The 24,099-nt window shown below is 43.4% G+C and carries 18 protein-coding genes and 1 riboswitch; of the genes, 7 read left to right on the top strand and 11 right to left on the bottom strand.

The window, feature by feature from the left end; all coding sequences use genetic code 11:
• Positions 1–141: 141 nt before the first annotated feature.
• The 6 genes from DCO56_RS01765 (at position 142) to DCO56_RS01735 (ending at position 11,749) form a co-directional block, all read left to right on the top strand.
• Entirely contained in the window at positions 142–1,482 is a 1,341-nt protein-coding gene (locus tag DCO56_RS01765; protein WP_108632043.1) for a DUF5690 family protein, read from the top strand.
• Between the two features lie 18 nt (positions 1,483–1,500).
• Positions 1,501–2,655, top strand: coding sequence for a TIGR03364 family FAD-dependent oxidoreductase (locus DCO56_RS01760; protein WP_108632042.1), 1,155 nt, complete (start codon positions 1,501–1,503; stop codon positions 2,653–2,655).
• Between the two features lie 325 nt (positions 2,656–2,980).
• Positions 2,981–6,895, top strand: coding sequence for a response regulator (locus DCO56_RS01750; protein WP_108632040.1), 3,915 nt, complete (start codon positions 2,981–2,983; stop codon positions 6,893–6,895).
• Positions 6,896–6,899: 4 nt separating this feature from the next.
• Positions 6,900–7,256 carry a response regulator transcription factor gene (locus tag DCO56_RS01745; RefSeq protein WP_108632039.1) on the top strand — a complete coding sequence of 119 codons (357 nt, stop codon included), beginning with the start codon at positions 6,900–6,902 and terminating at the stop codon, positions 7,254–7,256.
• 6 nt (positions 7,257–7,262) lie between these two features.
• Complete coding sequence (locus DCO56_RS01740; protein ID WP_108632038.1) at positions 7,263–8,333, top strand: hypothetical protein; 1,071 nt, start codon at positions 7,263–7,265, stop codon at positions 8,331–8,333.
• A complete protein-coding gene (locus tag DCO56_RS01735; protein ID WP_108632037.1) occupies positions 8,327–11,749 on the top strand; it encodes a sulfatase-like hydrolase/transferase in 3,423 nt (1,140 codons plus the stop codon). Before DCO56_RS01740 ends, DCO56_RS01735 begins: the two co-directional genes overlap by 7 nt.
• On the opposite strand, the gene DCO56_RS01730 is transcribed toward DCO56_RS01735, so the two are convergent.
• The 8 genes from DCO56_RS01730 to thiS all read right to left on the bottom strand — a co-directional run bounded on the left by DCO56_RS01730 (position 11,746) and on the right by thiS (position 19,006).
• Complete coding sequence (locus tag DCO56_RS01730; RefSeq protein ID WP_108632900.1) at positions 11,746–12,987, bottom strand: YaiO family outer membrane beta-barrel protein; 1,242 nt, start codon at positions 12,985–12,987, stop codon at positions 11,746–11,748. The two genes, DCO56_RS01735 and DCO56_RS01730, sit on opposite strands and share 4 nt — an antisense overlap.
• Positions 12,988–13,130: 143 nt before the next feature.
• Complete coding sequence (locus tag DCO56_RS01725; protein WP_108632036.1) at positions 13,131–13,841, bottom strand: HesA/MoeB/ThiF family protein; 711 nt, start codon at positions 13,839–13,841, stop codon at positions 13,131–13,133.
• A 4-nt stretch (positions 13,842–13,845) separates the two neighbouring features.
• Positions 13,846–14,970: a 2-iminoacetate synthase ThiH gene (gene thiH, locus DCO56_RS01720; RefSeq protein ID WP_108632035.1), complete on the bottom strand. Its 1,125-nt coding sequence runs from the start codon at positions 14,968–14,970 to the stop codon at positions 13,846–13,848.
• Between the two features lie 9 nt (positions 14,971–14,979).
• Positions 14,980–15,750: a thiazole synthase gene (locus DCO56_RS01715; protein WP_108632034.1), complete on the bottom strand. Its 771-nt coding sequence runs from the start codon at positions 15,748–15,750 to the stop codon at positions 14,980–14,982.
• Positions 15,747–16,379 carry a thiamine phosphate synthase gene (thiE, locus tag DCO56_RS01710; protein WP_245935759.1) on the bottom strand — a complete coding sequence of 211 codons (633 nt, stop codon included), beginning with the start codon at positions 16,377–16,379 and terminating at the stop codon, positions 15,747–15,749. Before thiE ends, DCO56_RS01715 begins: the two co-directional genes overlap by 4 nt.
• Complete coding sequence (locus tag DCO56_RS01705; RefSeq protein ID WP_108632032.1) at positions 16,331–16,942, bottom strand: thiamine phosphate synthase; 612 nt, start codon at positions 16,940–16,942, stop codon at positions 16,331–16,333. Before DCO56_RS01705 ends, thiE begins: the two co-directional genes overlap by 49 nt.
• Complete coding sequence (gene thiC / locus DCO56_RS01700) at positions 16,939–18,753, bottom strand: phosphomethylpyrimidine synthase ThiC (protein ID WP_108632031.1); 1,815 nt, start codon at positions 18,751–18,753, stop codon at positions 16,939–16,941. Before thiC ends, DCO56_RS01705 begins: the two co-directional genes overlap by 4 nt.
• Positions 18,754–18,799: 46 nt before the next feature.
• Complete coding sequence (gene thiS, locus DCO56_RS01695; protein ID WP_165306455.1) at positions 18,800–19,006, bottom strand: sulfur carrier protein ThiS; 207 nt, start codon at positions 19,004–19,006, stop codon at positions 18,800–18,802.
• 61 nt (positions 19,007–19,067) lie between these two features.
• Positions 19,068–19,163: riboswitch (TPP riboswitch) on the bottom strand.
• Positions 19,164–19,394: 231 nt separating this feature from the next.
• Between thiS and DCO56_RS01690 the strand changes: the two genes are divergently transcribed.
• Positions 19,395–22,034: an alpha-L-rhamnosidase gene (locus DCO56_RS01690; protein ID WP_108632899.1), complete on the top strand. Its 2,640-nt coding sequence runs from the start codon at positions 19,395–19,397 to the stop codon at positions 22,032–22,034.
• Between the two features lie 85 nt (positions 22,035–22,119).
• On the opposite strand, the gene DCO56_RS01685 is transcribed toward DCO56_RS01690, so the two are convergent.
• The 3 genes from DCO56_RS01685 to DCO56_RS01675 are packed head-to-tail and all read right to left on the bottom strand — an operon-like array spanning position 22,120 to position 24,097.
• Entirely contained in the window at positions 22,120–22,791 is a 672-nt protein-coding gene (locus tag DCO56_RS01685) for a diacylglycerol/polyprenol kinase family protein (RefSeq protein ID WP_245935758.1), read from the bottom strand.
• 11 nt (positions 22,792–22,802) lie between these two features.
• Positions 22,803–23,513 (bottom strand): phosphatidate cytidylyltransferase, encoded by a 711-nt coding sequence (locus DCO56_RS01680; RefSeq protein ID WP_108632029.1) that lies wholly within the window; start codon positions 23,511–23,513, stop codon positions 22,803–22,805.
• A 2-nt stretch (positions 23,514–23,515) separates the two neighbouring features.
• On the bottom strand, positions 23,516–24,097 hold the full coding sequence (locus tag DCO56_RS01675; RefSeq protein ID WP_108632028.1) for a CDP-alcohol phosphatidyltransferase family protein: 582 nt from the start codon (positions 24,095–24,097) through the stop codon (positions 23,516–23,518).
• Positions 24,098–24,099: the final 2 nt, after the last annotated feature.

Raw genomic sequence — 24,099 nt, 5'->3', positions numbered from 1 at the left:
TGCTTTTTTATTGAAGGCTGTACAAAGTCAGTTCGGTTACTTATATTTGTTTATAAATACTTAACAAAAGTTTAGTGTTGTGTTAATTTCCAGAATTTACTTTTGATTGCGGACAATGAGGTCCGTCAACAATTCTAAATCATGGATTTGAACCAGCGAATAAAAAAGCGGATTGCGGGGTTAGACGAACGGTCGGTAGCCATTTTACTGGCTATCACGGCATTTTTATGTTACACAAGTATGTATTCATTCCGAAAATCATTTACGGCTTCGGCTTTTGCCAATGAATCTATTTTGGGAATAGATTATAAAGTGTGTATGGTTATTATTCAAATGCTGGGCTATCTGTTTTCGAAATTCTATGGGATTAAATTTATTTCTGAGAGCAAGCAGCGGAATAGAGGGCGCTACTTACTTGCTTTGATTTGTATTTCGTGGGCTGGCTTATTGGCTTTTGCACTTTTCCCTAAACCCTGGAATGTACTCTTTCTTTTTATCAATGGTTTCCCGTTGGGGATGGTCTGGGGTTTGGTATTCAGCTACCTGGAAGGTCGTCGATATACTGAAATTATGGGTGCGGTAATGTCTGTCAGTTTGATTTTTGCTTCCGGTTTTATTAAAACGGTGGGACGCTGGCTTATGTCCACTTTCCACGTCAATGAATTCTGGATGCCTTTTTTTACCGGTATGCTCTTTTTTATGCCTTTTGTCCTGTGTATTTGGATCCTTGAAAATGCCCCGGGGCCAACAGCACAAGATAAGCAGCTGCGGACCGAACGTGTAGCAATGGATGCCGGTATGCGTAAACATTTTTTCAAGGTATTTATGCCCGGCATTATGTTGACCATTATTATTTATACAATGTTGACGATTTTACGTGACGTTCGTGATAATTTTGAGATAGAAATCTGGCAAATGCTGCATCTGAAAGGAGCGGGGATATTCGCTAAAGTCGATGGAACCATTGCGCTTATCGTCTTGATTTTAATAGGCTGTTTAATTATGGTAAAAGATAATCTGAAAGCATTTAAGCTGATTCATTACATGATTATTTTGGGCTTTTTGACTGCAGGGATTTCGACCTATTTATTCTCCATGCATTGGATCGGCGGTCTCAGTTGGATGTTATTGGTCGGATTGGGACTTTATATGGCTTATATACCTTATAATGCCATATTTTTCGAACGTATGATTGCGACCTATCGCATGAAAAGTAATATTGGTTTTGTCATGTATATGGCTGATTCGGTTGGTTATTTAGGGAGCTTTTTGATTTTAATGAATAAAGAATTTTTACCAAATTCAGTCACTTGGGGCGCTTATTTCATCCAGTTGGTTTATCTGGCTTCCATTATAGGTGCTATCCTGGCGATCTTTTCGTTAGTTTACTTTGTTCGGAAGAAAGAACAGATGAAAACGAAGAAAGGCGATGAATTGCTGCAGCCCTGGCAAGCGAACAGTGGTGAAGTACAAATAAGTTAATGCTAATTATTTTAAAGAATGAAAACAAATACATACGATTTAATTATTGTTGGCGGTGGTATCCTGGGGACTTTTCACGCCTATCATGCATTGAAAAAAGGATTAAGTGTACTCCAGCTGGAAAAGGATAATTTTCCTGTCGGGTCTACTGTGCGCAACTTCGGTCAGGTGGTGCCATCGGGGATGGCAGGTGAATGGTTTGATTATGGTGTACGGGGGCTGGAAATATACCAATCCATCCAACAGGAAATGGATATCTCCATTCGGAATAATGGCAGTATTTATATTGCATCTGATGCTGATGAAGTACAGGTCATTCACGAGCTGTCTGCACATTATCAAACGAAAGGATACGATCATGCGCTCTGGTCCAAAGCGCAAATCTTGGCAAAGTATCCCGCCATGAATGCCGATTATGTTCAAGAAGCTATTGTTTTTGATCAGGAACTGAGCGCCGAACCTGAAACAATGATTCGCCAGTTGCATATTTTCATGCAGGCAAAATTTGAAAAATATACATTAAAATATGACACAACCGTTATTGCCTGTGAAGATGGTAATGAGCAGGCGAGCTTGACGACAAGCAGCCTCGAAGTTTTTGAGGGAGCGAAAATCATTATCTGTAACGGGTACGAATTTAAGATCTTGTACCGTTCATTGTTTGATGACAGTGGTCTCGCAATTAGTAAACTGCAAATGATGCGCACCAGACCGTTACCTCAGATCCAGCTACCGGGAAATATCCTGACCGGTTTAACGATTCGTCGTTATGAAAGCTTTGAAGAATATTGTCCATCATTTGGGGCTATCCCGGTGCCTGAGCATTATTATGAACTGCGGAAATATGGAATACATATTTTATTTAAACAGGCCACCGATGGTAGTATTATTGTTGGAGATTCACATGAATATGCGGCGGGGAATCGCTTGGATGACTTAGGCTTTGCGGTTGATACTTACATCAACGAGCTCATGATTGCCGAGGCAAATCGTATTATTCCGATGCAGAAAGATTGGATTGCTTCCTCTTGGTCAGGTTTCTATGCACAGCATAAAGATCATATTCTCGAAGTTGATGTCAGTCCGCGCATCCATGTGCGTACAGGTATCGGCGGCAAAGGGATGACGGCCAGTGCCGGATATGCCGAACAAAGTATTGAAAAGCTGTTTTAGCATATTCCTTTTATAAAAAACGCCTTCCCTTTTTTCGGGAGGGCGTTTTTTTTATAGGCTTTATCCTGCAATCTGCAATTTTTGTATGAGAAAGAAGAGGAGCATTTCGGTCCTGTTGGTTTTAAAAAAATTAATTATTAAGAATTTGAAAAGCAGGTGTACATTTATTTTTGGCCAATCTTCTATGTCCGACAGCAACAATTTAGCGTTATCATTGTTTATCAAATAAGTATGATTCAATGATATTTCCTTATTGGTTATGTGTTCAACAATGTTTTTATTAACTTCACGGGCATAATAAACCACAAGTAACGGACAACAGCTTATGACAAATCAGAATTTCCCTGAAAATGAATGGCGAAGGATAGAGAAATTAAAGTCCTATGAGTTAATGGGGCTAGGGAAAGACCCAGAATTGGATGTGTTTGCACAGGCTGCCTGCTTGATTACGGATTCTCCTGCTGCACTGATTGCCATGATGGAAGAGCAAACACAACGTATACAGAGTTGTGTTGGCATGGAACTGGATACCGTCGAAAGAAAGAATACCGTCTGTCAGTATACGATCATGAGCACAGAGCTACTTGTCATAGAGGATACCTTTGCGGATCCGCGCTCATCCTCCAATCCGCTGATACGGGAAGGCAATATTCGTTTTTATGCCGGGGTGCCGCTAATGGATGAGGATGGGGATGTATTGGGAACTATTTGTGTGATAGATTTTCAGCCCAAGTCGCTTTCTGATAGGCAGAAACATTTATTGGAAGAGCTTGGAGTGGGTGTAACCAAGATTCTTCTTGGAAAAAAAAGAAAGCGACAGGCTGGATATTTCTCCGAAATCTTTCAGCTGACAAATAACGTCATTTGTGTATTAGACCAAGACTGTCAAATTAAAGATGTCAATCCTGCTTTTACAAACGTATTGGGGATTTCAAGATCAGAAAGTATCGGACAGTCCTTACTGACGTTATTGCAAGATGATACGAAAACGCTGGCTTCCGATTTGAAGCGGATCGTGACGGCAGATTATGGGATTCAATCCACCTCATCAACACCTCAAAAGGATGGCTCTGAGGTTATTATCGAATGGCATTTTAAGTATGATGCGATCAATCATGAAATTTTAGCCTTTGGGCGTAATGTCACACAGGAGCGTCAGGAAAAAATGAAGCTGGAAAATTCGGAACGTCGCTTCCGAAGTTTTTTTGAAAATGCCATCGGTTTGATGAGCATGCATGACATGGAAGGTAATATTCTGGCGGTCAATGAAAAAGGTAGGGCGGTGTTGAAATATGAACAGCATGAGGTTAAATCGCTCAACCTGAAAAAATTGGTTCCGTCACACCATGTGGGACTGGTGGAAGAATACCTAAAGCGAATCGCGCAGAATAAGGAGGATTCCGCGATGATGGTGCTACAGACAAAAGACGGTGAAAATATTTCCTGGCTTTACCATAATATGGTCGAAGTGGATGAAGAGGGCAAACCCTATGTGGTCAGTACGGCATTGAATATGACCGATCGCCTGCGTCTTGAAAATGATCTGCGGCATACCAAACAGATCCTGGAACAGACCAATGCTGTCGCCCAAGTCGGCGGATGGGAGGTAAACCTTGCAGAAAATAAAGTCTACTGGTCCGATTCAACAAAATTAATTCATGGTGTTGATCCGCATTTTACACCTGATTTTGAACATGCTATTGGTTTTTATGAACCGGATAGCCAAGTAGCACTGCGGCATATATTCGAAGAATCGGTCCGTAATAGAAAACCCTATGATACGGAACTTCGCTTGTTAAAACAGAATGGGGAAACAATCTGGGTCAGGGTAAAAGGAATCCCTGAATTTGAGAATGATGTCTGTAAGCGGGTATTTGGTATCATTCAAGATATTGATAAGAGTAAATCGCTGTATCTTGAATTAGAACGTAAAGAATCCATGTTGCGTGCGTTTGTAAATTACGTGCCCGCGTCCGTTGCGATGTTCGACCGTGATTTTAATTATGTGTCGCTGAGCAATCAATGGATTGAAGATTTTCATAAGGATGAAAATCAATTGCTCACCAAAAACCTGTTTGAACTTTTTCCGGATATTCCGGACCAGCGAAAGAAAATCTATCAAGATGCATTGCAGGGCATCCCCTATAAAAATATAGACGAAGTTATTCAGGTCGGCGGAATTGCCGAACCACAACACTTCAACTGGGAAGTACGGCCTTGGCATCTGACAGATGGCAGCATTGGGGGAATTATTATTTTCACGCAAAATATCACGGAATCTGTCCAAATAAATGAGGAGTTAAAACTTGCAAAAAAAATGGCAGATCTGGCAAGCAAGGCCAAGTCTGAATTTTTGGCCAATATGAGTCACGAAATCCGGACGCCATTAAATGGTGTGATCGGATTCTCGGATTTGTTATTGAAAACTCCGCTGAATGATACGCAAATGCAGTATCTGGGCTATATTAATGAATCCGGCAACAGCTTATTGAACATTATCAACGACATTCTGGACTTTTCGAAGATCGAGTCCGGAAAACTGGAACTGTTTGTCGATAAGCATAATGTATACGATATCGCAAACCAAGTGATCAATGTCGTATTATACCAGGCGCAAAGAAAAGAGGTCGAATTGCTTTTGAATATTGAGCAAGGATTGCCGGCTTTTGTATGGGTTGACGAAGCACGCATTAAACAAGTCCTTATTAATTTATTGGGCAACGCGGTTAAGTTTACTGAGCAGGGAGAAATCGAGTTTAAAATAAGCAAGCTTCATCATGACAGCGACAAGCTAAGCCTGCGTTTTGAAGTACGTGATACGGGGATTGGAATTCCTGAAGAGAAACAGCAGCGTATTTTTGACGCTTTCACGCAGGAGGACAGTTCCGTCAGCAAACGATATGGTGGAACTGGGCTTGGACTGACCATCTCCAATAATTTATTAAAGTATATGGGGAGTAAGCTGAACTTGATCAGCCAATTGGGCAAAGGATCAACGTTCTACTTTGATATTGAAGTTTCTTGTGAAGAAATGGAAAGCCAAGATGCCGATTTGCCATTAAATAGGGTGCTTGTGGTGGACGATAATGCCAACAATCGTATTATTCTGCAACACATGCTGGCTTATAAACAAGTTGAATCTGTCCTGGCCGAAAATGGTATGGAAGCATTGCAGCTGCTGATGAAGGGTGAACGCTTTGATGTGATCTTAATGGACTATCATATGCCTATTTTATCGGGCCTTGAAACCATCGAAAAGATTAAGGAGCTCTTTCGGAAACAGGGTGAGGGGATTCCGTTGATTGTACTGCATACATCTTCTGAAGAACATGAGGTAATTTCGGCATTTAGGCAGGAGGAACGCTCGTTTTGCCTGCTGAAACCCATTAAATCGGATGAGTTGTATCAAACCTTGCGCAGGGCAATCCAACAGAATAAAGAAGAGTTGGGACAGGCGAAAGCAAACCTATCCTTGCCTACGGAATCCTATGGTAGGGGAATCCGGGTGCTACTGGCTGATGACAATGCGGTAAACATGGCGTTGAATGTAAGAATGATGGCCAGTATTATGCCCGATGCTATTTTAACAGAAGTGTCAAATGGCGCAGACGCAGTTCAGGCATGTGAGGAAGTAAGTTTCGATCTTATCCTGCTGGATGTGCAGATGCCGGAAGTGGACGGTATCGAAGCAACAAAACAGATCCGTCAGATGAAACAATACCAAGATACGCCCATTATCGGTATCACTGCCGGCAATGTTTCGGGAGAAAAGGAACGCTGTTTAGAAGCTGGCATGTCTGACTTTTTAGCTAAACCTATTCGTCTGCAGGATTTGTTTAACGCCTTGCAGCAGGCAATGTTATCGGTGGAAGTTTCTGGCACGCCAGAAATTGAAGCAGTTGATTTGGCTGCACATTTGGATGTGCGACGTCTGCATGAGCAGGCTGGTGATGATCCTGCATTTTTATCCTTTTTCCTCGACTTGGTGATCAAGGAAATTACATCCTCGAGAGCACAGATCGCCGAAGCAAAAAGGGAAAATGATAGGGAGCGTATCAAGGAGCTTCTACACAAATTAAAGGGAACCTCTTCAACTGCCGGACTCATTAAACTGGCCCATTTAACGAACGAACTTGAAGCCAATATGTCATTTGATACCGATCTGTCAAAAGCCTTTGCCGTTATTGAAGAAGAAATGGAGATCGGATTGGATTTGATTACAAAAATTTTAAATAAATAGGAATATGTTGATTTTAATTGCCGAAGACGACGAGTTAATTTTGCGCACCGTAGAACACAAGTTAGTAAAGGAAGGACACGAGGTTGTCTTGACCAGAAATGGTCAGGAAGCTATTGAAAAAATTAAGGAATCAGATTTTGATCTGATTGTGACGGATATTATGATGCCATTTGCATCGGGAATTGAAATTCTTTCGGCGATCAAACGTCACGGAAAAAAAGTCCCTGTCATTGTGTTATCCAGCATGGGACAGGAGGAAGTGGTTGTGGATGCCTTTGACCTGGGCGCATCGGATTTTATGGTTAAACCATTTAGTCCAAACGAGCTGATCCTGAGAATAAAACGCTTAACAATTAAATAGACTGCGATGAGTTTCCATCATATTGTCCTACATGAGCTTATCCTGGCGATTGTTGTCGTCTTGATTCTGGTTCTGTTGCTGATTATTACGGTACTGGGCTATAGCTTTTATAGTTATAGAATCTTGCACAATCGACACAGCTGGAAACAGATCATTGAGTATAAGATTATGGAGCGGGTTGTGGGAAGCGATGGAAATGACGAGCAAGACCGCGAGTTCAGCCGGCATTTAAAGGAGCCTTCATTTCGAATACTTTTTTTGGAGATACTGGTAGATTCTGGCCGCAAATTTTCAGGAACAGCCAAAAACGCCATCAATAGGTTGTTTTATGATTTTAAATTGGAAGACGAAGCCTGGCGAAAGCTACGACAACGGAAAGCCTATCTCGTGGCTGGGGGTATACAGGAACTGGCTGAGATGAAGGTTGAAGCGGCAATTCCGGAGATAAAAGCTAAACTAAATGATGATCGTACCGTGGTGTATCAGGAAGCACAATATGCCATGGTGACTTTCCGGGGCTATGAAGGCCTGGAATTTCTGACACATTTTGATAAACCGCTATCAGACTGGCAGCAACTACGCTTATTGTCCTCAATTCATCATATACCTGAACTTTCGGATGTTCAGGCTTACACCTGGCTAAAGAGCACAAATGATTCGGTCGTTATATTTACCTTACGTCTTATCCGTAAGTTTAGGCTGATGGCATTTTATACGGCAGTATATGAGCTGCTTGACCATACTTCCACGTCTGTTCGTGTGCAGGCCATACGCACCATGCAGGCTATAGAAAATAGTGCGACGATCAGTCAATTTATTGCTTGCTTTGATCAACAGCCCATTGATGTACAGCTCGAAATTCTAAAATCCATGAAGGTGGCCAGGAGCAAGGAAAGTGAGGACTTTCTGAAGGAACAATTGTGGAATAATGCCGCCGTATCAATTAAAATCCACTCGGCTGAGGTGCTCGTGGTTTTAGGAGAAGGACAATATTTACGCGAAATTTCGCAAAAGGCAGATACTTACGACGAACTTATACAAATTATTAAACACGCTTTGCAAGAGAAAAAATGTTAGAATTTTCCCATATCGTCTATGAAATTGTAGTTTGGCTATTTTTGCTTTATTCTGCCGCCGTATTTATTATCTATACATGGATAGGTTTATATGCCTATGGAGCCGTATTTCGCTATAAACATAAAAATGCATTTACCGATTATGGTATTATCGCCACTAATCCCAATGCACCTACCTTCAGTCTGATTGCACCGGCCTATAACGAAGGCATGACCATCATCGAGAATGTACGCTCTTTATTGTCCTTGTATTACCATAATTTGGAAATTATCATTGTGAATGATGGGAGCAAGGATGATTCCATGCAGAAATTGATTGCGGCTTATGAGCTCGAACCTTCTTCATTTTTCGTGCAGGGAAATATTGAAACTAAGGCGATCCGAGGAATCTATAAAAGTAAAAATCCAGCCTTTAAAAAACTTATCGTTGTCGATAAAGAGAATGGTGGTAAAGCGGATGCACTCAATGTTGGTGTTAATATTTCTGCCGGTGATTATATTGTCTGTATTGACGTGGATTGTATTCTCGAACAGGATGCGATCTTAAAATTGGCTAAGCCATTTTTGGAACAAACAGACAAACGCGTTATTGCCTGTGGTGGCGTAATACGTTTGGCCAATAATTGCAATGTGGTGAATGGCTCTGTGACGGATGTCAATCTTCCGAAGTCCTGGTTGGGACGAACACAGGCTTTGGAATATATCCGCGCCTTTATTTTGGGTCGGATGGCTTGGTCCAGGGCTTCCGGGTTGATCTTGATTTCTGGAGCCTTCGGGGCTTTTGATCGTCAGATCGTTTTGGCTTGCGGTGGTTATGACAGAAATACGGTGGGTGAGGATATGGAACTTGTTGTTCGTATGCGGCGTTATATGGAAGAGCAAAAGCAAGCCTATGAGGTCGTTAATATTCCGGATCCTCTGTGCTGGACAGAAGTACCGGAGTCAAAAGAGGTCTTGCGCAAACAGCGCAACCGTTGGATGAGAGGTACCATGGAGACCTTATGGAAGCACCGCAAGCTGATGTTTAACCCCAAGTATGGTCGTTTTGGTATGATCAGTATGCCTTATTGGTTTTTATTTGAGTTTTTGGGCCCCATTGTCGAGTTTACGGGTTACATCGTTTTCGTGATCTTTTTTATTTTAGGAATTATTAACTGGCCCTTCTTCTTCGCCTTATTTGCGCTGGTCATTGCTTCCGGAATTTTATATTCCATCTATGCCATCCTGGTTGACCTCGTCAGCCATCAGGTTTATACAAAGAAACGAGACCTCTCCACCTTAATTGCAACCGCTGTTCTTGAACCGCTATATTTTCACCCCATTGTTGTTAAAGCCGGTGTACAGGGCGTGGTTGATTACTTTCGCAAGCAACATGGCTGGGGTGAAATGACAAGACAAGGCTTTCAGCAAAAAGAGGCGAATGAGTCTGTGTGGACATACTTGGGCAAGCGGTTAATTTCGGCATTGCAGGGAATAGGTCCTGTTATGTTGGTTTTCTTTGTGCTGTATATGTTGTCCATTGCGATAGAATGGTGGTGGTATGGCCGGCGTTTTGCCCAGCTTGCCGAAGCGGGGGCAGGGAAATACCTTGTAGGAGATAACCTGCTTTTTGCCTTTCAGGTATTGGGCTGTGTGGGTATCGGGTATTTATTGCTTCAGTTTTTAAGCAGCTTCTGGGCCAGGATCCTGTTGGTGCTGTCGTTTTCAGCTATTGTTGTCATCCAATTTATCCTGTTTTTGTATTTCGGAGAATCGAGAAATCTGCTCGGAGCAGATATGTTTTATTACAGTTCCGAAGAGATGAAGCAGATTTTGGAAGCCAGCGGCATGTTGAATTTTACAAATATTGCTTTGCTTTTAGTATTGATTGTGATTGCCTGGGTTCCCCTTTGGATGGCCAATAAACAGACTTTTAAAAAGGCTTATGTGGGCATTGCATGCTTGTCTTTGGGCTTTGGGGCCTGTTTTATTTCTTCGGCTTCGATATTGGGAAGTGCTTCGGCAAAAGACGAATTCGTGGCCAATGCAAGCCGCAGCAAATGGCGGTATTTTTTTGAATCCAACTTGTCAGATTATGTGGAGGAACATCCCGGAATGCTGGCCGCCCTGTATCAAGATGATGTGGATCCAAAGGAGCTGGATAGTAAATTTCCTTTTTTGAAAGCTGAAGATACCAAAGATTTTCTGGGAACTTATTTAAAAAAGACAGCAAAGGCGCCGAATTTGGTCATCCTTGTGATTGAAGGTTTAGGACATGCCTATAGTTCAGAAAATGGCTATATTGGCAACTTTACACCCTTTATAAGCACATTAAAAAAACAATCTTTGTATTGGGATAATAATATCAGTTCCTCCGGAAGGACATTTTCTGTGTTGCCTACCCTAACCGGTTCATTGCCTTTCGCCGTGCATGGTTTCCTCGAACAGGATACATTGCCGGATCATTTTAACCTGTTCAATATTCTGAAGCACAATGGTTTCAATACGGGGTTTTTCTATGGTGGTCATTCTAATTTCGATTTCATGAAAAAATTCATGGACTATAATCAAATCGATAGACTCATTGACCAGGATGCTTTTGGTCCACCGTATAGAAAGTTACCGGAAAAAGGCGGGGAAAGTTGGGGATATGAAGATCAGGCCGTATTTAGTAAATTGCTTGAAGTACAGAAAGTGCAGGAGAATCCTTATTTCCACGTCCTGCTGACACTGTCTACACACAATCCATTTTTGATTAATAACACAGCCCATTATGAGCAGTTATTTGATCAGCGAATAGCATCTTCGGAGCTGTCGCCAACGCAAAAAAAGTGGGCCATCGAAAACCGGACGCAGCTTGTCTCCGTCTTAAATTTGGATGATGCCATGGAACAGTTTTTTAAGGAATGTAGAGAGAGGCCCGATTTTGCAAATACCATTTTTGTGATCACAGGAGACCATGCCATGCCGGAGATTCCTTTGCAAAGCAAAATCGACCGTTATCATGTGCCACTTTTGATTTATTCACCGCTCTTAAAAGAAGCAAAGACCTTCCACAACTTTGTGAGCCATTTTGACGTAGCCCCTTCGTTGCTGGCCTATTACAGAGAAAATTTTGCGCTAAAAACTCCAGCTCAGGTGACCTGGATCGGCCAGGGGCTTGACAAAGGTGTGTCGGCGAAAGGAGAGGGGATTGCTATGATGCAGAGCAAAAATCAACTGGCTGACTTTGTACGCGGTAATTATCATCTATCTGAAGGGCAAGTATATCAGCTGGACGGAACCCTCAATGAGGATATTGCTTCGGATGCTGCAAAAGAAGAAATGTCCAAGCGCTTTGAACTGTTTAAGCGCAAGAACAAATTGTTTTTTACTCAAAAACGACTGCTACCGGACAGCGTTTACAGCAATTATTTTGGGTCCTTGAAAAAAGACTAAAATTTGCGGATATAACCCAGAATGATGTCCAATTGATTTCCCTTTTCTTTTGGTCTGAATTCTTGGTTATAATAGGTGCCAGAGATCGAAAATAGGTTACTTTGTTTGACCGAGAAATTGTACTCTGCACCCACTTTAAATGTTTTTAATTTGTACTGTGCGTTATCCAATAAATTATTTCGGTTTTCCTCGGGACTCAAACCTGTACCAGCGCTAAATCCGAAATAATCGTTTGCACCTTTGGTATAGTAACGTACTGTTCCGGTATAAGATTGGGAAATATTCTTCTCGCCGGGTGTGAGGTATGTTCTCAGATTGAACCAGAAGTTTTGGTAGTACTTTCCGACAGAAGCCGTATACATCCAGATATTGTCGCTGAAATAGAGTTGCCGGTACCCAATTTCCCCTTCAAAACTATGCGGTAAGTTGGCGTATAAGGAGACACCTGTACGGTATTTGGCAAATATGCCCACATTATTGGAGTAAGCTGCTCCAACATAGAGATAAAACAGCTTGGACAGGCGTGGGTAAGCTTCCATTTCAAATTGTACACCGTTTTCCGCAAATTTATTCGCATAATTTGTTCTAAAGATCACAGATCCGATGGGAGTAGCACGTTTATAGCTCAGGCCAACGATGTGCCAGTTATTGTCAAACTGCTTGTCAAAATAGACAAAATTATAGGTTAGGCCAATGGCGTTTTTAGCGGTATATTCCTCAATGTTTTTGGCCAAAGACCGCGCTTCCGCATTTTTGGGGTCGATCTTGAGGAGTTGATGGACAGCATTTTCGGCGACCTCGTAGTGATTGGCGCTATAGTTGATCTTTGCTTTTAACAAAAGCAGATCCTGTGATTGCGGATGAAAACCCAGCCCTTTGTCGGTCAGCTGGCTGGCTTTCTCAGCCCGGTCGTTCCAGTACTCCAGCGCTGCATAGGCTAAAAAGAAGTCTTCATCTTTTGTGTCTTTCAGATCCAGTTCATTAAAGAGTGTCCGGGCGGAGTCAATCTTGTCCGACCACGTGTAAAGGCGTCCGAGGAAAATGCTGATGTCTGTATAATCCGGTGCCTGTAGCAGTGCCTGTTTCGATAATCGAATGGCCTGCGGATAATCTTTTGAATCAAAGGCTACCTTACGCGCTTTGGCAAAGAGATCATCAGCAGTGATCTTTGTCTCTTGGGCAGTTGAAAATAAAGGTAATAAAGCGAGGGATAGTAACGGATAGATTACTTTTTTCATTCCAGATTGTATAGTTGACATTTTAGCTTGCTAATATATAAACTAAAATTAGAAAATATTGTTTGCCAATACTTGTTTTAAAAATGAATTTTCATGATAAATAAGGAGCTCCCCGCCGGCAGGTGAGCTCGTTACGTCATATTTTAAAAAGAAAGCTTCGAAAAACGCCAATGAAGCGTATCTACAAGGGTCAATTGATTAGTGTCCACAGGCAGTTCTGCGGCCATTTTGAGTACCTGCATGGCCATCATACTCCCTATTATACCCGGTAAAGGACCCAGCACACCATTTTTATCACAGTTGGGCACCTGTTCGGGGGGAGGAACTGAGGGAAACAGGTCGAGGAGATGTTTACTGCCCTGATAATTAAATACGGCCAATTGTCCTTCAAATCCGTGTATACTTCCATAGACTAAAGGTTTATTAAGCTTTAGACAGGTCTCATTGAGCAAGTAACGTGTCTTAAAGTTGTCGCAGCAATCCACAATGATATCATAAGGTCGAAGAATTTCTGCTGCATTGTCAATATCGATTTTAACCTGTATGGGCCGGAAATCAATTGTACTGTTGTGCTGTTGCATAAAGTCAGCGGCGCTGCTGGTTTTGGTTTTATGGAGTTGCTTTTCGCCATGGATCACTTGCCTATTGAGGTTATGTAGTTCTACCCGGTCAAAATCGGCCAAAGCAAGCACGCCAATGCCAGCAGCTGCCAGATATTGCAATACGGGACTCCCCAGCCCGCCGGCTCCAACGATCAGTACTTTGGCATTCATGATTTTTCGTTGTCCCGAAACACCAATTTCCTCGATAAAGATTTGTCGGCTGTAGCGTTCGAAAATAAAATCCTCTTTCATCCATTTAGCGAATTAGTCCTGAATAAGTACTTTCCCAATCTTTCATCACAGGTGCGTATCCCATTTTTCGGATTTGATTTTTTATGGTTTCCATATCCCGCTCGTCGCTGACCTCAAATTGCTCCAGGGCTTGCGGATCAACAACATACCCGCCGGGGTTTGTTTTGGAAGCTGCACTCATTGTTGTTACCCCGATAGGGATGATATGATCCCTAAAGCTTTCATTTTCACGGGTAGAAATGGAAATCTCCAGGTTTTCATTCCATAACCGGTAAGCACAGATCAATTGCAGCAGATGTTTGTCCGAAAGGTGAAAATTGGGAGCGACGGAACCAGCTGCTGGCCGCAGTCGCGGAAAGGAAATGGAGTACCGGGTCTGCCAGTAGTTTTTTTGTAAATAGGCGATGTGGGCCGCGGTAAAGAAGCTGTCCACACGCCAGTCTTCCAGTCCGAGTAACACCCCTAATCCGATTTTATGGATACCTGCCTGCCCGATGCGGTCCGGAGTGTCCAAACGGTAATCAAAATTCGATTTCTTGCCTTTGGGATGGTATGTCTTATATACTTCCCGATGATAGGTTTCCTGGTACACTAAAACTGCATATACACCCGCAGCCTGTAACAATTGATATTCCGTTAATTCAAGAGGTTGTACCTCGATGGATATTTGGGCGAAATGAGGTTTAAGCAGCTCAATAGCCCGAAGGAAATAATTAATTTCCACGGTCTTGTTTGCTTCACCGCTGACCAATAGTACATGGTTGACCCCCATGGATTTGAGTGCCATCGCTTCCAGTAACAATTCAGTGTTGTTCAACGTTTTGCGGCGAATCTTGTTGTCCATGCTAAACCCGCAGTAAGTACAGATATTCTGACATTCATTGCTGAGGTAGAGTGGCGCGTAGAGTTGTATCGTCTTGCCAAAGCGCCGTTGTGTGATCTGCTGTGCCTTGACAGCCATTTGCTCCAGATAAGGTGTTGCGGCCGGTGAAATAAGGGCGATGAAATCGTCGAGTGTCAAATTATCCCGGTTTAATGCATGGCGGACATCCCGATCCGAGGTTCCATAAATCTTTGCCTGGACTTCTTCCCAGCGATATTGCGCGAGTAGCTCTTTAAAATCAGTCATGGTGTTGGATCAATCGAATAAAAATGAAGTTAGCGGACTTGAACTGACTGCCCGCGAAGTAATGGGGCCTAATCCTGCTTCATAAGCCTTGCGCCCGGCACTGACTGCTTGCTTAAATGCTGCGGCCATCTCTACCGGATTATTGGAAATGGCAATTGCCGTATTGACCAGCACGGCATCCGCACCGATTTCCATCGCTTTAGCAGCATCAGAGGGAGCTCCAATTCCGGCGTCAACAATTACGGGAACATTGCTTTCCTCGATAATGATTTCCAGAAAGTCTTGGGTACGAAGTCCTTTGTTGCTACCGATCGGTGCACCTAGGGGCATGACAACGGCAGTACCTGCGTTTTCCAGACGTTTACAAAGTACAGGGTCTGCATGAATATAAGGCATGACGACAAAGCCCAGTTTTGCCAGCTCCTCTGTCGCACGCAAAGTTTCAATCGGGTCAGGTAGCAGATAGCGGGGGTCGGGATGAATTTCTAGTTTTACCCAGTTTGTTTCCAGCGCTTCTCTGGCTAGTTGGGCCGCTAAAACCGCTTCTGCCGCTGTTCTGGCACCCGAAGTATTGGGAAGTAAGTCTATTTTTGTCAGGTCGAGTGCAGCCGTCAATTCGTCTTGCACGGCGAGCTGATCGATTCGTTTTAGTGCAACGGTAACGAGCTGCGAGCCGGAAGCCCTAACGGCCGCGCTCATTTCATCTAGATTGCCGAATTTGCCCGTCCCCATAAATAATCTGGATTCAAAGCTGCGATTGGCTATGTGTAATGTGCTCATGGTAAAAGATTTTTAATGGATGAAATAATATTTGGTGTCTGCGTGATCAATCCTGATACCGCTACACCATAAACTCCTGTCTCTGTTAAGCGTTGGATGTCTTCAAGGCTGCTGATCCCACCGATAGCGAAGATCGGAACAGGAGTAAGCTCCTGCCGGTGGATTTCCCGGATGATATGTTCATATCCGGCAATACCCAATAGCGGGCTGAGCTTTTGTTTTGTATAAGTATGTTTATAAGGGCCGAGTCCGATGTAATCACATTTTTCAGCGATCCGCTGTTGCACATCTTCCAGGCTATTTGCTGTCCCGCCAATAATCTTTGCTGCTCCCAGCAACTGGCGAGCTTCTGCTATACCGCAATCCGTTAAGCCAAGGTGTACACCATCGACATCCAGCTCCTTTGCTAGCTGCACATGATCATTGATGATACATTTGGCTCCAAAGTGCTGGCAAACCTGTAGCACTTGCTGCGCAAGCAGCGAGAATGCAGATTCATCCGCTTGTTTCCATCGAATCTGAATCCATATGGCACCTGCATCCAAAGCTTTTAAGATGTTATTCTTTTGGTCTGCCAAAGTCAGTCCCTGGGAGATATATTGTAGTTTTTCGAGCATAGCTGTTTGCATGTGATAAAATGTTGAATAGGGTCAGGATCTTGCCATAGGGCGCCCAATAAGGCGATCCCGTCTGCTCCTGCCTGGATGGGGAGTAGGCCGTTTGCGGCTGTTATCCCTCCCAGGCCAATTAAGCGGACATCAAAATTGGACCGTAGTGGCAGCTGGTCCAATAGAGCATTGTCGCGGCCATAACCTATTTTTGAAATGCTTGGAAATAAGGGACTTAAAAAAGCATAATTCCAGCGTGTGTCCAAGGCATTGAACTGACTGATATGGTGGACCGAAGTCGAACAGATGTTGCCGAAGTGATATCGGTCGAACTGGCCGCTTTGCCGATGATGTTCATTGAAGTGAATTCTGCCGATTTGAAGTGTATCTGACAGCTGCGGATGGGAGTGGAGAACCAATCGATCGCGGTATGTGGCATCTATAGATGCCACATACCGGTACATCTGCTCATCTGTGAAATGATATTTTCGCAGATGTAGGAGATCGAGCCCCTGTTCAAAGAGATGATGTATGATGTCCATTTCCGAAGCAACTTCCTCCGCTGCTGTCAACGCAATGATCATAAGTAGATTTCCTTTCCTTGGGCGATGAATTCCTGCGATTTTTCCAACATGCCCTGTGCGGCGGTATCCCGGATTTCCTGTGTAATTTTCATGGAGCAAAATTTCGGTCCGCACATGGAGCAGAAATGGGCTACTTTGGCAGCATCTGCAGGTAAAGTTTCGTCGTGGTATTCACGGGCAGTGTCGGGATCCAATGACAAGTTGAACTGATCCTCCCATCGGAATTCGAATCTCGCTTTACTCAAGGCGTTGTCGCGATACTGTGCTCCAGGATGGCCTTTAGCCAGATCTGCAGCATGCGCAGCCAGTTTGTAGGTAATGACCCCATCTTTCACATCTTTTTTGTTGGGGAGTCCTAGGTGCTCTTTTGGTGTTACATAACAGAGCATGGCACAGCCATACCAGCCAATCATTGCCGCTCCAATAGCCGAAGTGATGTGGTCATATCCCGGTGCGATATCAGTGGTCAGGGGGCCTAAGGTGTAAAATGGCGCCTCGTCACAACATTCCAGCTGCTTTTCCATATTCTCTTTGATCAGCTGCATAGGAACGTGGCCCGGCCCCTCGATCATCACCTGTACATCATGTTTCCAGGCGATCTTTGTCAACTCACCCAGGGTTTCGAGTTCGGCAAACTGGGCAGCGTCATTGGCATCTGCAATGGCGCCTGGACGCAAGCCATCACCGAGCGAAAAAGCAACATCATACTGCTTCATGATCTGGCAGATCTCTTCAAAATGAGTATAAAGAAAGTTTTCCTGATGATGAAAAAGACACCATTTGGCCATAATGGATCCACCTCTTGATACGATACCGGTTACGCGTTTTGCTGTTAAATGAATGTAGCGCAGTAGGACACCGGCATGGATGGTGAAATAAGAGACACCCTGTTCAGCCTGTTCAATCAGCGTATCCCGAAATATTTCCCAGGTGAGATCTTCGGCAACCCCTTTCACTTTTTCGAGCGCCTGATAGATCGGGACAGTGCCTATCGGTACGGGTGAATTGCGGATAATCCATTCGCGGGTTTCGTGGATATTTTTGCCTGTAGACAGATCCATGATCGTATCGGCACCCCAACGGCAGGCCCAGACTGCTTTTTCAACCTCTTCTTCGATGCTGGAGCTGACCGCACTATTGCCGATGTTGGCATTGATTTTTACCAGGAAATTACGGCCGATAATCATCGGCTCGCTTTCAGGATGATTGATATTGTTCGGAATAATTGCTCTGCCGGCAGCAATTTCCTCCCGGACAAACTCCGGTGTAATATATTTCCCGGCAGTTCGGGCGCCAAAGTTCTCGCCCGGATGCTGATGATCCATACCGGGGGTACTATCAGCCAGCTGTGCTATCCGTTGGTTTTCGCGAATGGCAACATATTCCATCTCAGGCGTAATGATACCTTTTCTGGCATAATGCAATTGTGTCACATTTTTTCCCTGCGCCGCAACCTTGGGTTTGTGGCTGTAGGCAAATCGAAGCTCGTCCAGTGTTGTATCCGCCAGACGCTCCCGACCGTAAGTCGAGCTGATGCCCTCCAGCTGTTCCACATCCTTGCGGTCCAGGATCCATTGATCCCGAAGGCGGGGAAGCCCCTTGCGGATGTCAATTTCCTGCGTCCCGTCTGTGTAGGGACCTGAGGTATCGTATATGGTAATGGGCGGATTTACTTCGATCTGGCCATTGCTCAATTTGGTAGGGCTCAACGAAATTTGACGCATGGCTACTTGGATAGGATAAAGTGTTCCGGGGACAAAAACCTTGGTGGAATTTGGAAAAGCGGTCTGTGTGATTTTTTCTGATGTCATGTGCATGGGAATTAGGTATATTGATTTGAATATGTTCCATGGGGAGTTAACCGCCTTGTGTAGCGGTAATAAGCAGGATCTGGTCGCTGGATTGCAGGTGGGTTTTGGACCAGTCGTCTTTGGGAATAACCCGGTTGTTGAGTGCTACAGCGACACCTTGTGTTTTACCGGAAAGCTCAACCTGTAAAAGATCGGCTAAAGAGTTGGGCGCGGGGTCGAAAAATCGGATGTGATGATTGATTGTAAGTTCCATTCCTTTTTATTTTTTTGGTAAAACTTTAGGAATGGCCACAACAAGATACAGTAATGTATCCGGAAGACAGCTTACTTTTCCCTACGCCAGTATGATCTGGATCAGGTTATAAGGGTAAAATCTCAGCCTGCACATGCAGACACCCCTAAAGTTGGAACTAATATAGGACTATTTTGATGAAAAATCCAAAACATCGTCATTAATTTTAAATACTTCCCAACAGGACAGTATAGTTTACAATGTTGAAAATAATTAATATATTCGTTTTTGGATCAACTAAAACAATTTAACACCTCTTGTTTTTCTGCTGAATCCATCCATGATCGTTCGGGATGTAAATTCAATTCTATTGTGGGAAAAGCAAGAAATCAACATGTATAAACCAACTATGCGGAAGACTTTACTGATGACGATGCTGTGCATGGGCACAGTCCTATATGCACAGCAGCGAAAAGAATGTGTACCCATTGCGCTTAGCTGTGAGCATCTCCAAAATCCATTGGGTGTAGATAGGCAAAATCCCCGTTTGAGCTGGCAACTGGCTGATAAACGGCAGGGAGCAAAGCAATTGGCTTATCAAATTATGGTGGATACAGATTCAATGGCATTGGTGAAGAATAAAGCCGGTAGCTGGAATAGTGGAAAGCAGTTAAATTCCGACATGTTGATCCATTACAAGGGACGGGCATTGAAACCGCAGACAAAATATTTTTGGAAAGTCCTGGTCTGGGATAAAAATGGACGGCCAAGCACGTCTTCCATTGCTTCATTCGAAACCGGTATGATGGGAGTGGAGCACTGGAAGGGAAAATGGATTAGCGATAACCACAATATCCATGAACAGCCTGCACCTTATTTCAGAAGAACTTTTAAAGCTGCCAAACCGATCAAGTCGGCTCGTGCTTACGTTGCTGTGGCGGGACTTTATGAACTTTCCGTAAATGGCGAGAAAATCGGCGATCACAGGCTGGATCCGATGTATACCCGATTTGATAAACGTACTTTATATGTGGTGGAAGACGTCACCCGGCAACTTCAACAGGGTGATAATGTCCTCGCCGTTGTCTTGGGAAATGGCTGGTATAATCATCAGCCTCTGGCGGTATGGGATTTTGACAAAGCCCCCTGGCGTGACCGCCCGACATTTTGTTTGGACCTGCGCATTGTTTATCAGGATGGCAGTGAGGAAACCATAAGCTCGGATCAAAGCTGGAAAACTGCTGCAGGACCTATCCGCTACAACAATATCTATACGGGCGAGCATTATGATGCCCGTCTGGAGATGCCGGGATGGGATATGCCGACCTTTGACGACACGAAGTGGCATACTGTTCGGTATCGGAACCCTCCCTCCACAAACATTGTCTCACAACAGACGGTACCCATACGCCTGGTTAGATCGTATGAACCGAAATCAATGAAAAAGATCAATGACAGTACCTATGTCTTTGATATGGGACTGAATATGGCTGGCCTGACAAAGATCAAGATGCAGGGGAAAGCCGGAACTGTGGTCAGGATCAAACACGGTGAACGATTGCATGCAAATGGACGCTTGGACCAGTCGAATATTGATGTTTATTATCGTGGGAATAAAGAACTGGAGCCCTTTCAAACTGATATTCTGACGCTGAGCGGTAGGAAGGAGGATGAATTTATGGCGAAATTTGGCTATAAAGGTTTCCGCTATGTCGAAGTGAGCTGCAGTGAACCGGTAGTGTTGGACAAGTCGGCTGTTACGGCTTATTTTATGCATAGCGATGTGCGCCCAATTGGCCAGCTGAAAACCTCCTCTGCCCTTATCAATGGATTATGGGAAGCAACCAATAACGCCTACTTATCCAATTTGATGGGCTATCCCACGGACTGTCCGCAGCGGGAGAAAAATGGCTGGACAGGGGATGGTCACCTCGCCATTGAAACAGCTTATTATAATTTTGATGGCATCACGGTTTACGAGAAATGGATGGCCGACCATCGGGACGAGCAACAGGAAAACGGTGTATTGCCGGATATCATTCCCACTGGGGGCTGGGGGTACGGTACGGCAAATGGCTTGGACTGGACAAGCACCATTGCTATTATTCCATGGCAGACCTATCTGTTTTACGGCGATGCAAGCTTATTGGCGGAATGTTATGACAATATCAAACGTTATGTGGATTACGTGGACGGAATCAGTCCCAGTGGACTGACTACCTTTGGTCGGGGGGATTGGGTACCGGTCAAATCGCAGTCTAATCTTGAACTTACCTCATCGGTGTACTTTTACGTCGATGCAACGATACTGGCTTCCGCTGCAAAGATGTTTGGAAAAACAGCCGACCAGCAGAAATATGAACAATTAAGTCAAAAGATCAAAGATGCCATCAACGCTAAATTTTTGGATACTGAAAAGGGGATTTACAGCACGGGAACACAGACCGAGCTAAGTGTACCTTTGTATTGGGGCGTGGTACCAGAAGCGATGAAAGCCAAAGTCGCTGCCAACCTAAATAGCAAGGTAGAAGAGACCAATTTTCATCTGGATGTTGGGGTGCTGGGGGCGAAAGCACTCCTGAATGCATTGAAGGATAACGGCTATGACGAAACGGCCTATAAAGTCGCGGTACAGGATACCTATCCCTCCTGGGGATGGTGGATTGTCAATGGGGCGACCACCTTGCTCGAAAACTGGGATCTGAACGCCACGCGGGATATCTCTGATAACCACATGATGTTTGGTGAAATCGGAGGCTGGTTTTTTAAGTCCATTGGCGGCATTCTGCCGGATCCGGCGCAGGCTGGTTTTAAACATGTGCTATTAAAACCCATTTTTCCGAAGGAGCTCAAGGAGTCTTCTATTACTTATAATTCGCCCTACGGAAATATTGTGTCCAGCTGGAAATCGAACGGAAATAAGGTCGAATATCAGGTGGAGATACCGGCAAATGCCAGCGCAACCTTTTATCCGCCAGCAAATATCCGCAATGGTAAAGTAATCCAATTGGAGGCAGGGAAACATAACCTCAATTTGGAATTGAAATAATTGGCCTGGATCCGCTTTCGGTCCGCCTCTTGTTTAGCTATTGGCAAATATAATCGGCATTTGATACGAAGAAAAGGGGGCGTGCTTAGGGAAGTAAGATATATAAACTTACGATTGTACTTAGGGGAATGGTTAAATTATCATAGCCATCTTTGCTCAGGGCTTCAGCGAATGTAGCCATGAGTGCAATCGTGGTTATTATAGTGAGTTCCTGAAAGTCGAGACTCGAATCATGAGCGTATTTCCAGATAAAAAAAGTCAGAACAATCGCACTGATAAAGAAAGCAATCGATCCTAACACAGTTTTTTTTGCGCCTAGAACCATATAAGGCCCTAGCGGCCACTTTTTGCCAGATAATGCGGCCATAGGATCACAGATGGCTAAGGTAGCCAAGGGGAGATAATAGAAAATGTTACGATCATCCAGATAGGTCTGGGTTACAAAGCAAAGATAGACTGCGGCTGGATAGGCTAGGCTACCTGCAGATTTCCGGTCAATAGCATGAATAGATCGCAATAAATTAAATTTTAGGGATAGGACCAAAATCACTGCAAATACCCCGCAAAGAAATAATACTGACCAATGACTTGCAAGTAAAATAGGGAATAACAGTGAAATAATGCCCGTACCTATGTGTACGAGTTTTCTTGTGAATTCAACTCTAATCTTAAAGCGGTGGTATAAAATTTCAGAAAGGGCAAATAGAAGCAAAAATAGCATTGCCAATAGAACCATATTTGATAAGTCGTTTTTCATGATCATATTTTTTATAAATAAACTAACCAATACATTGCTCCGGAGAACATAAAGCTATCGAAGCGATCCAATATTCCACCATGTCCCGGAATTAATCGACTATAGTCCTTAATTTGACATCTGCGCTTGTACCAGGAAGCTAAGAGATCTCCAATGAGCGCAAAAATACAGATGAGCGCTGCTGTCCATACTGTTAATCCAATTGAAAAAGGGATGTAATGAAAAAGGAAAAGACTGGCCGATACTGCCAATATCAAACCTCCAATTAAACCTTCAAAAGTTTTGTTGGGACTAATCTTTGGGATAAGTTTTCGTTTTCCCAACAATTGACCACTAAGTTGGCTGAACCCGTCAAAGGTGACGACTATAAAGTAGACGAAACAAATACGCTCTGTTGGTATCTGATAGCAGAACTTAACGAATGCCAATAGGATAATGAGGTAAATAAATAAGATAAAATAGAAGAAAAAAACTGGTCGTTTGGAAAATGATTGGGCTTTAAAAATTTCATAAATACCGACTATGCCAATGCAAATAGCCAGGAGTTTTATTTGTTCAAAATAAATGGACGAGAACACCAAGCTTAGCACCAGAAAATAAACTCCGAGTTTTAACCAACGCGCTTTGGCTCGATCAGCTTGACTGTCCTTATTGAGATACAGTGTAACTAAAGCACCTATTCCAAAAAATAATAGCAATATATTCGCAATAAACAGATACATGGTCAACCTCCTTTTTGTTGTTGGATAAGGAATATGCTCTTCAAATTGGATTGTAGCTTTGGTAAGGTAATCACTAGAATTAATTCCTCCAGATAAGCCAGACAGCTCACGATTAGCATCAAATGAAAATAGATTGCATGAAATCCTAGCACGAAGTAGCTAAAGATAAATATGCCCTGTAGGTAGCCAGTTATTTTATAAGACCATAAATGAAAGCTGGGGAACCGTTGGAATCGGATAAGTGCATATACTTGTGGAACGATCCATAAGACAATAAGAATCATAAATTGGATTTTATACGTCGCTACGAAAGCTTTTTCCAGTGTTATCATTCCCATGAAGGCCATCAGGTATGTCCCTATGTCCGCAACCGAATCCAGTTTAGCTCCAAATTCTGTCTGAAGTTTAAATAGTCTGGCGATTAATCCGTCGAGTATGTCCGTTATAAGGTTTATAGACAATAATAATATAAAGAGATTCCTATTTTCAATTAATATGGCATAGCTAATAAAAGGTAATGCTAGTAGGCGGTAAATGGAAAGTGCATTTGGCACATTCCATCTATTTTCTTTTTTTGTTTCCATTT

Origin of the sequence: Sphingobacterium athyrii (assembly GCF_003071065.1) — a bacterium.
In the GTDB taxonomy this organism is placed as follows: Bacteria; Bacteroidota; Bacteroidia; order Sphingobacteriales; family Sphingobacteriaceae; genus Sphingobacterium; species Sphingobacterium athyrii.
Note: the sequence above shows the minus strand (reverse complement) of the source record. Positions and strands in the feature narration are given on the sequence as shown.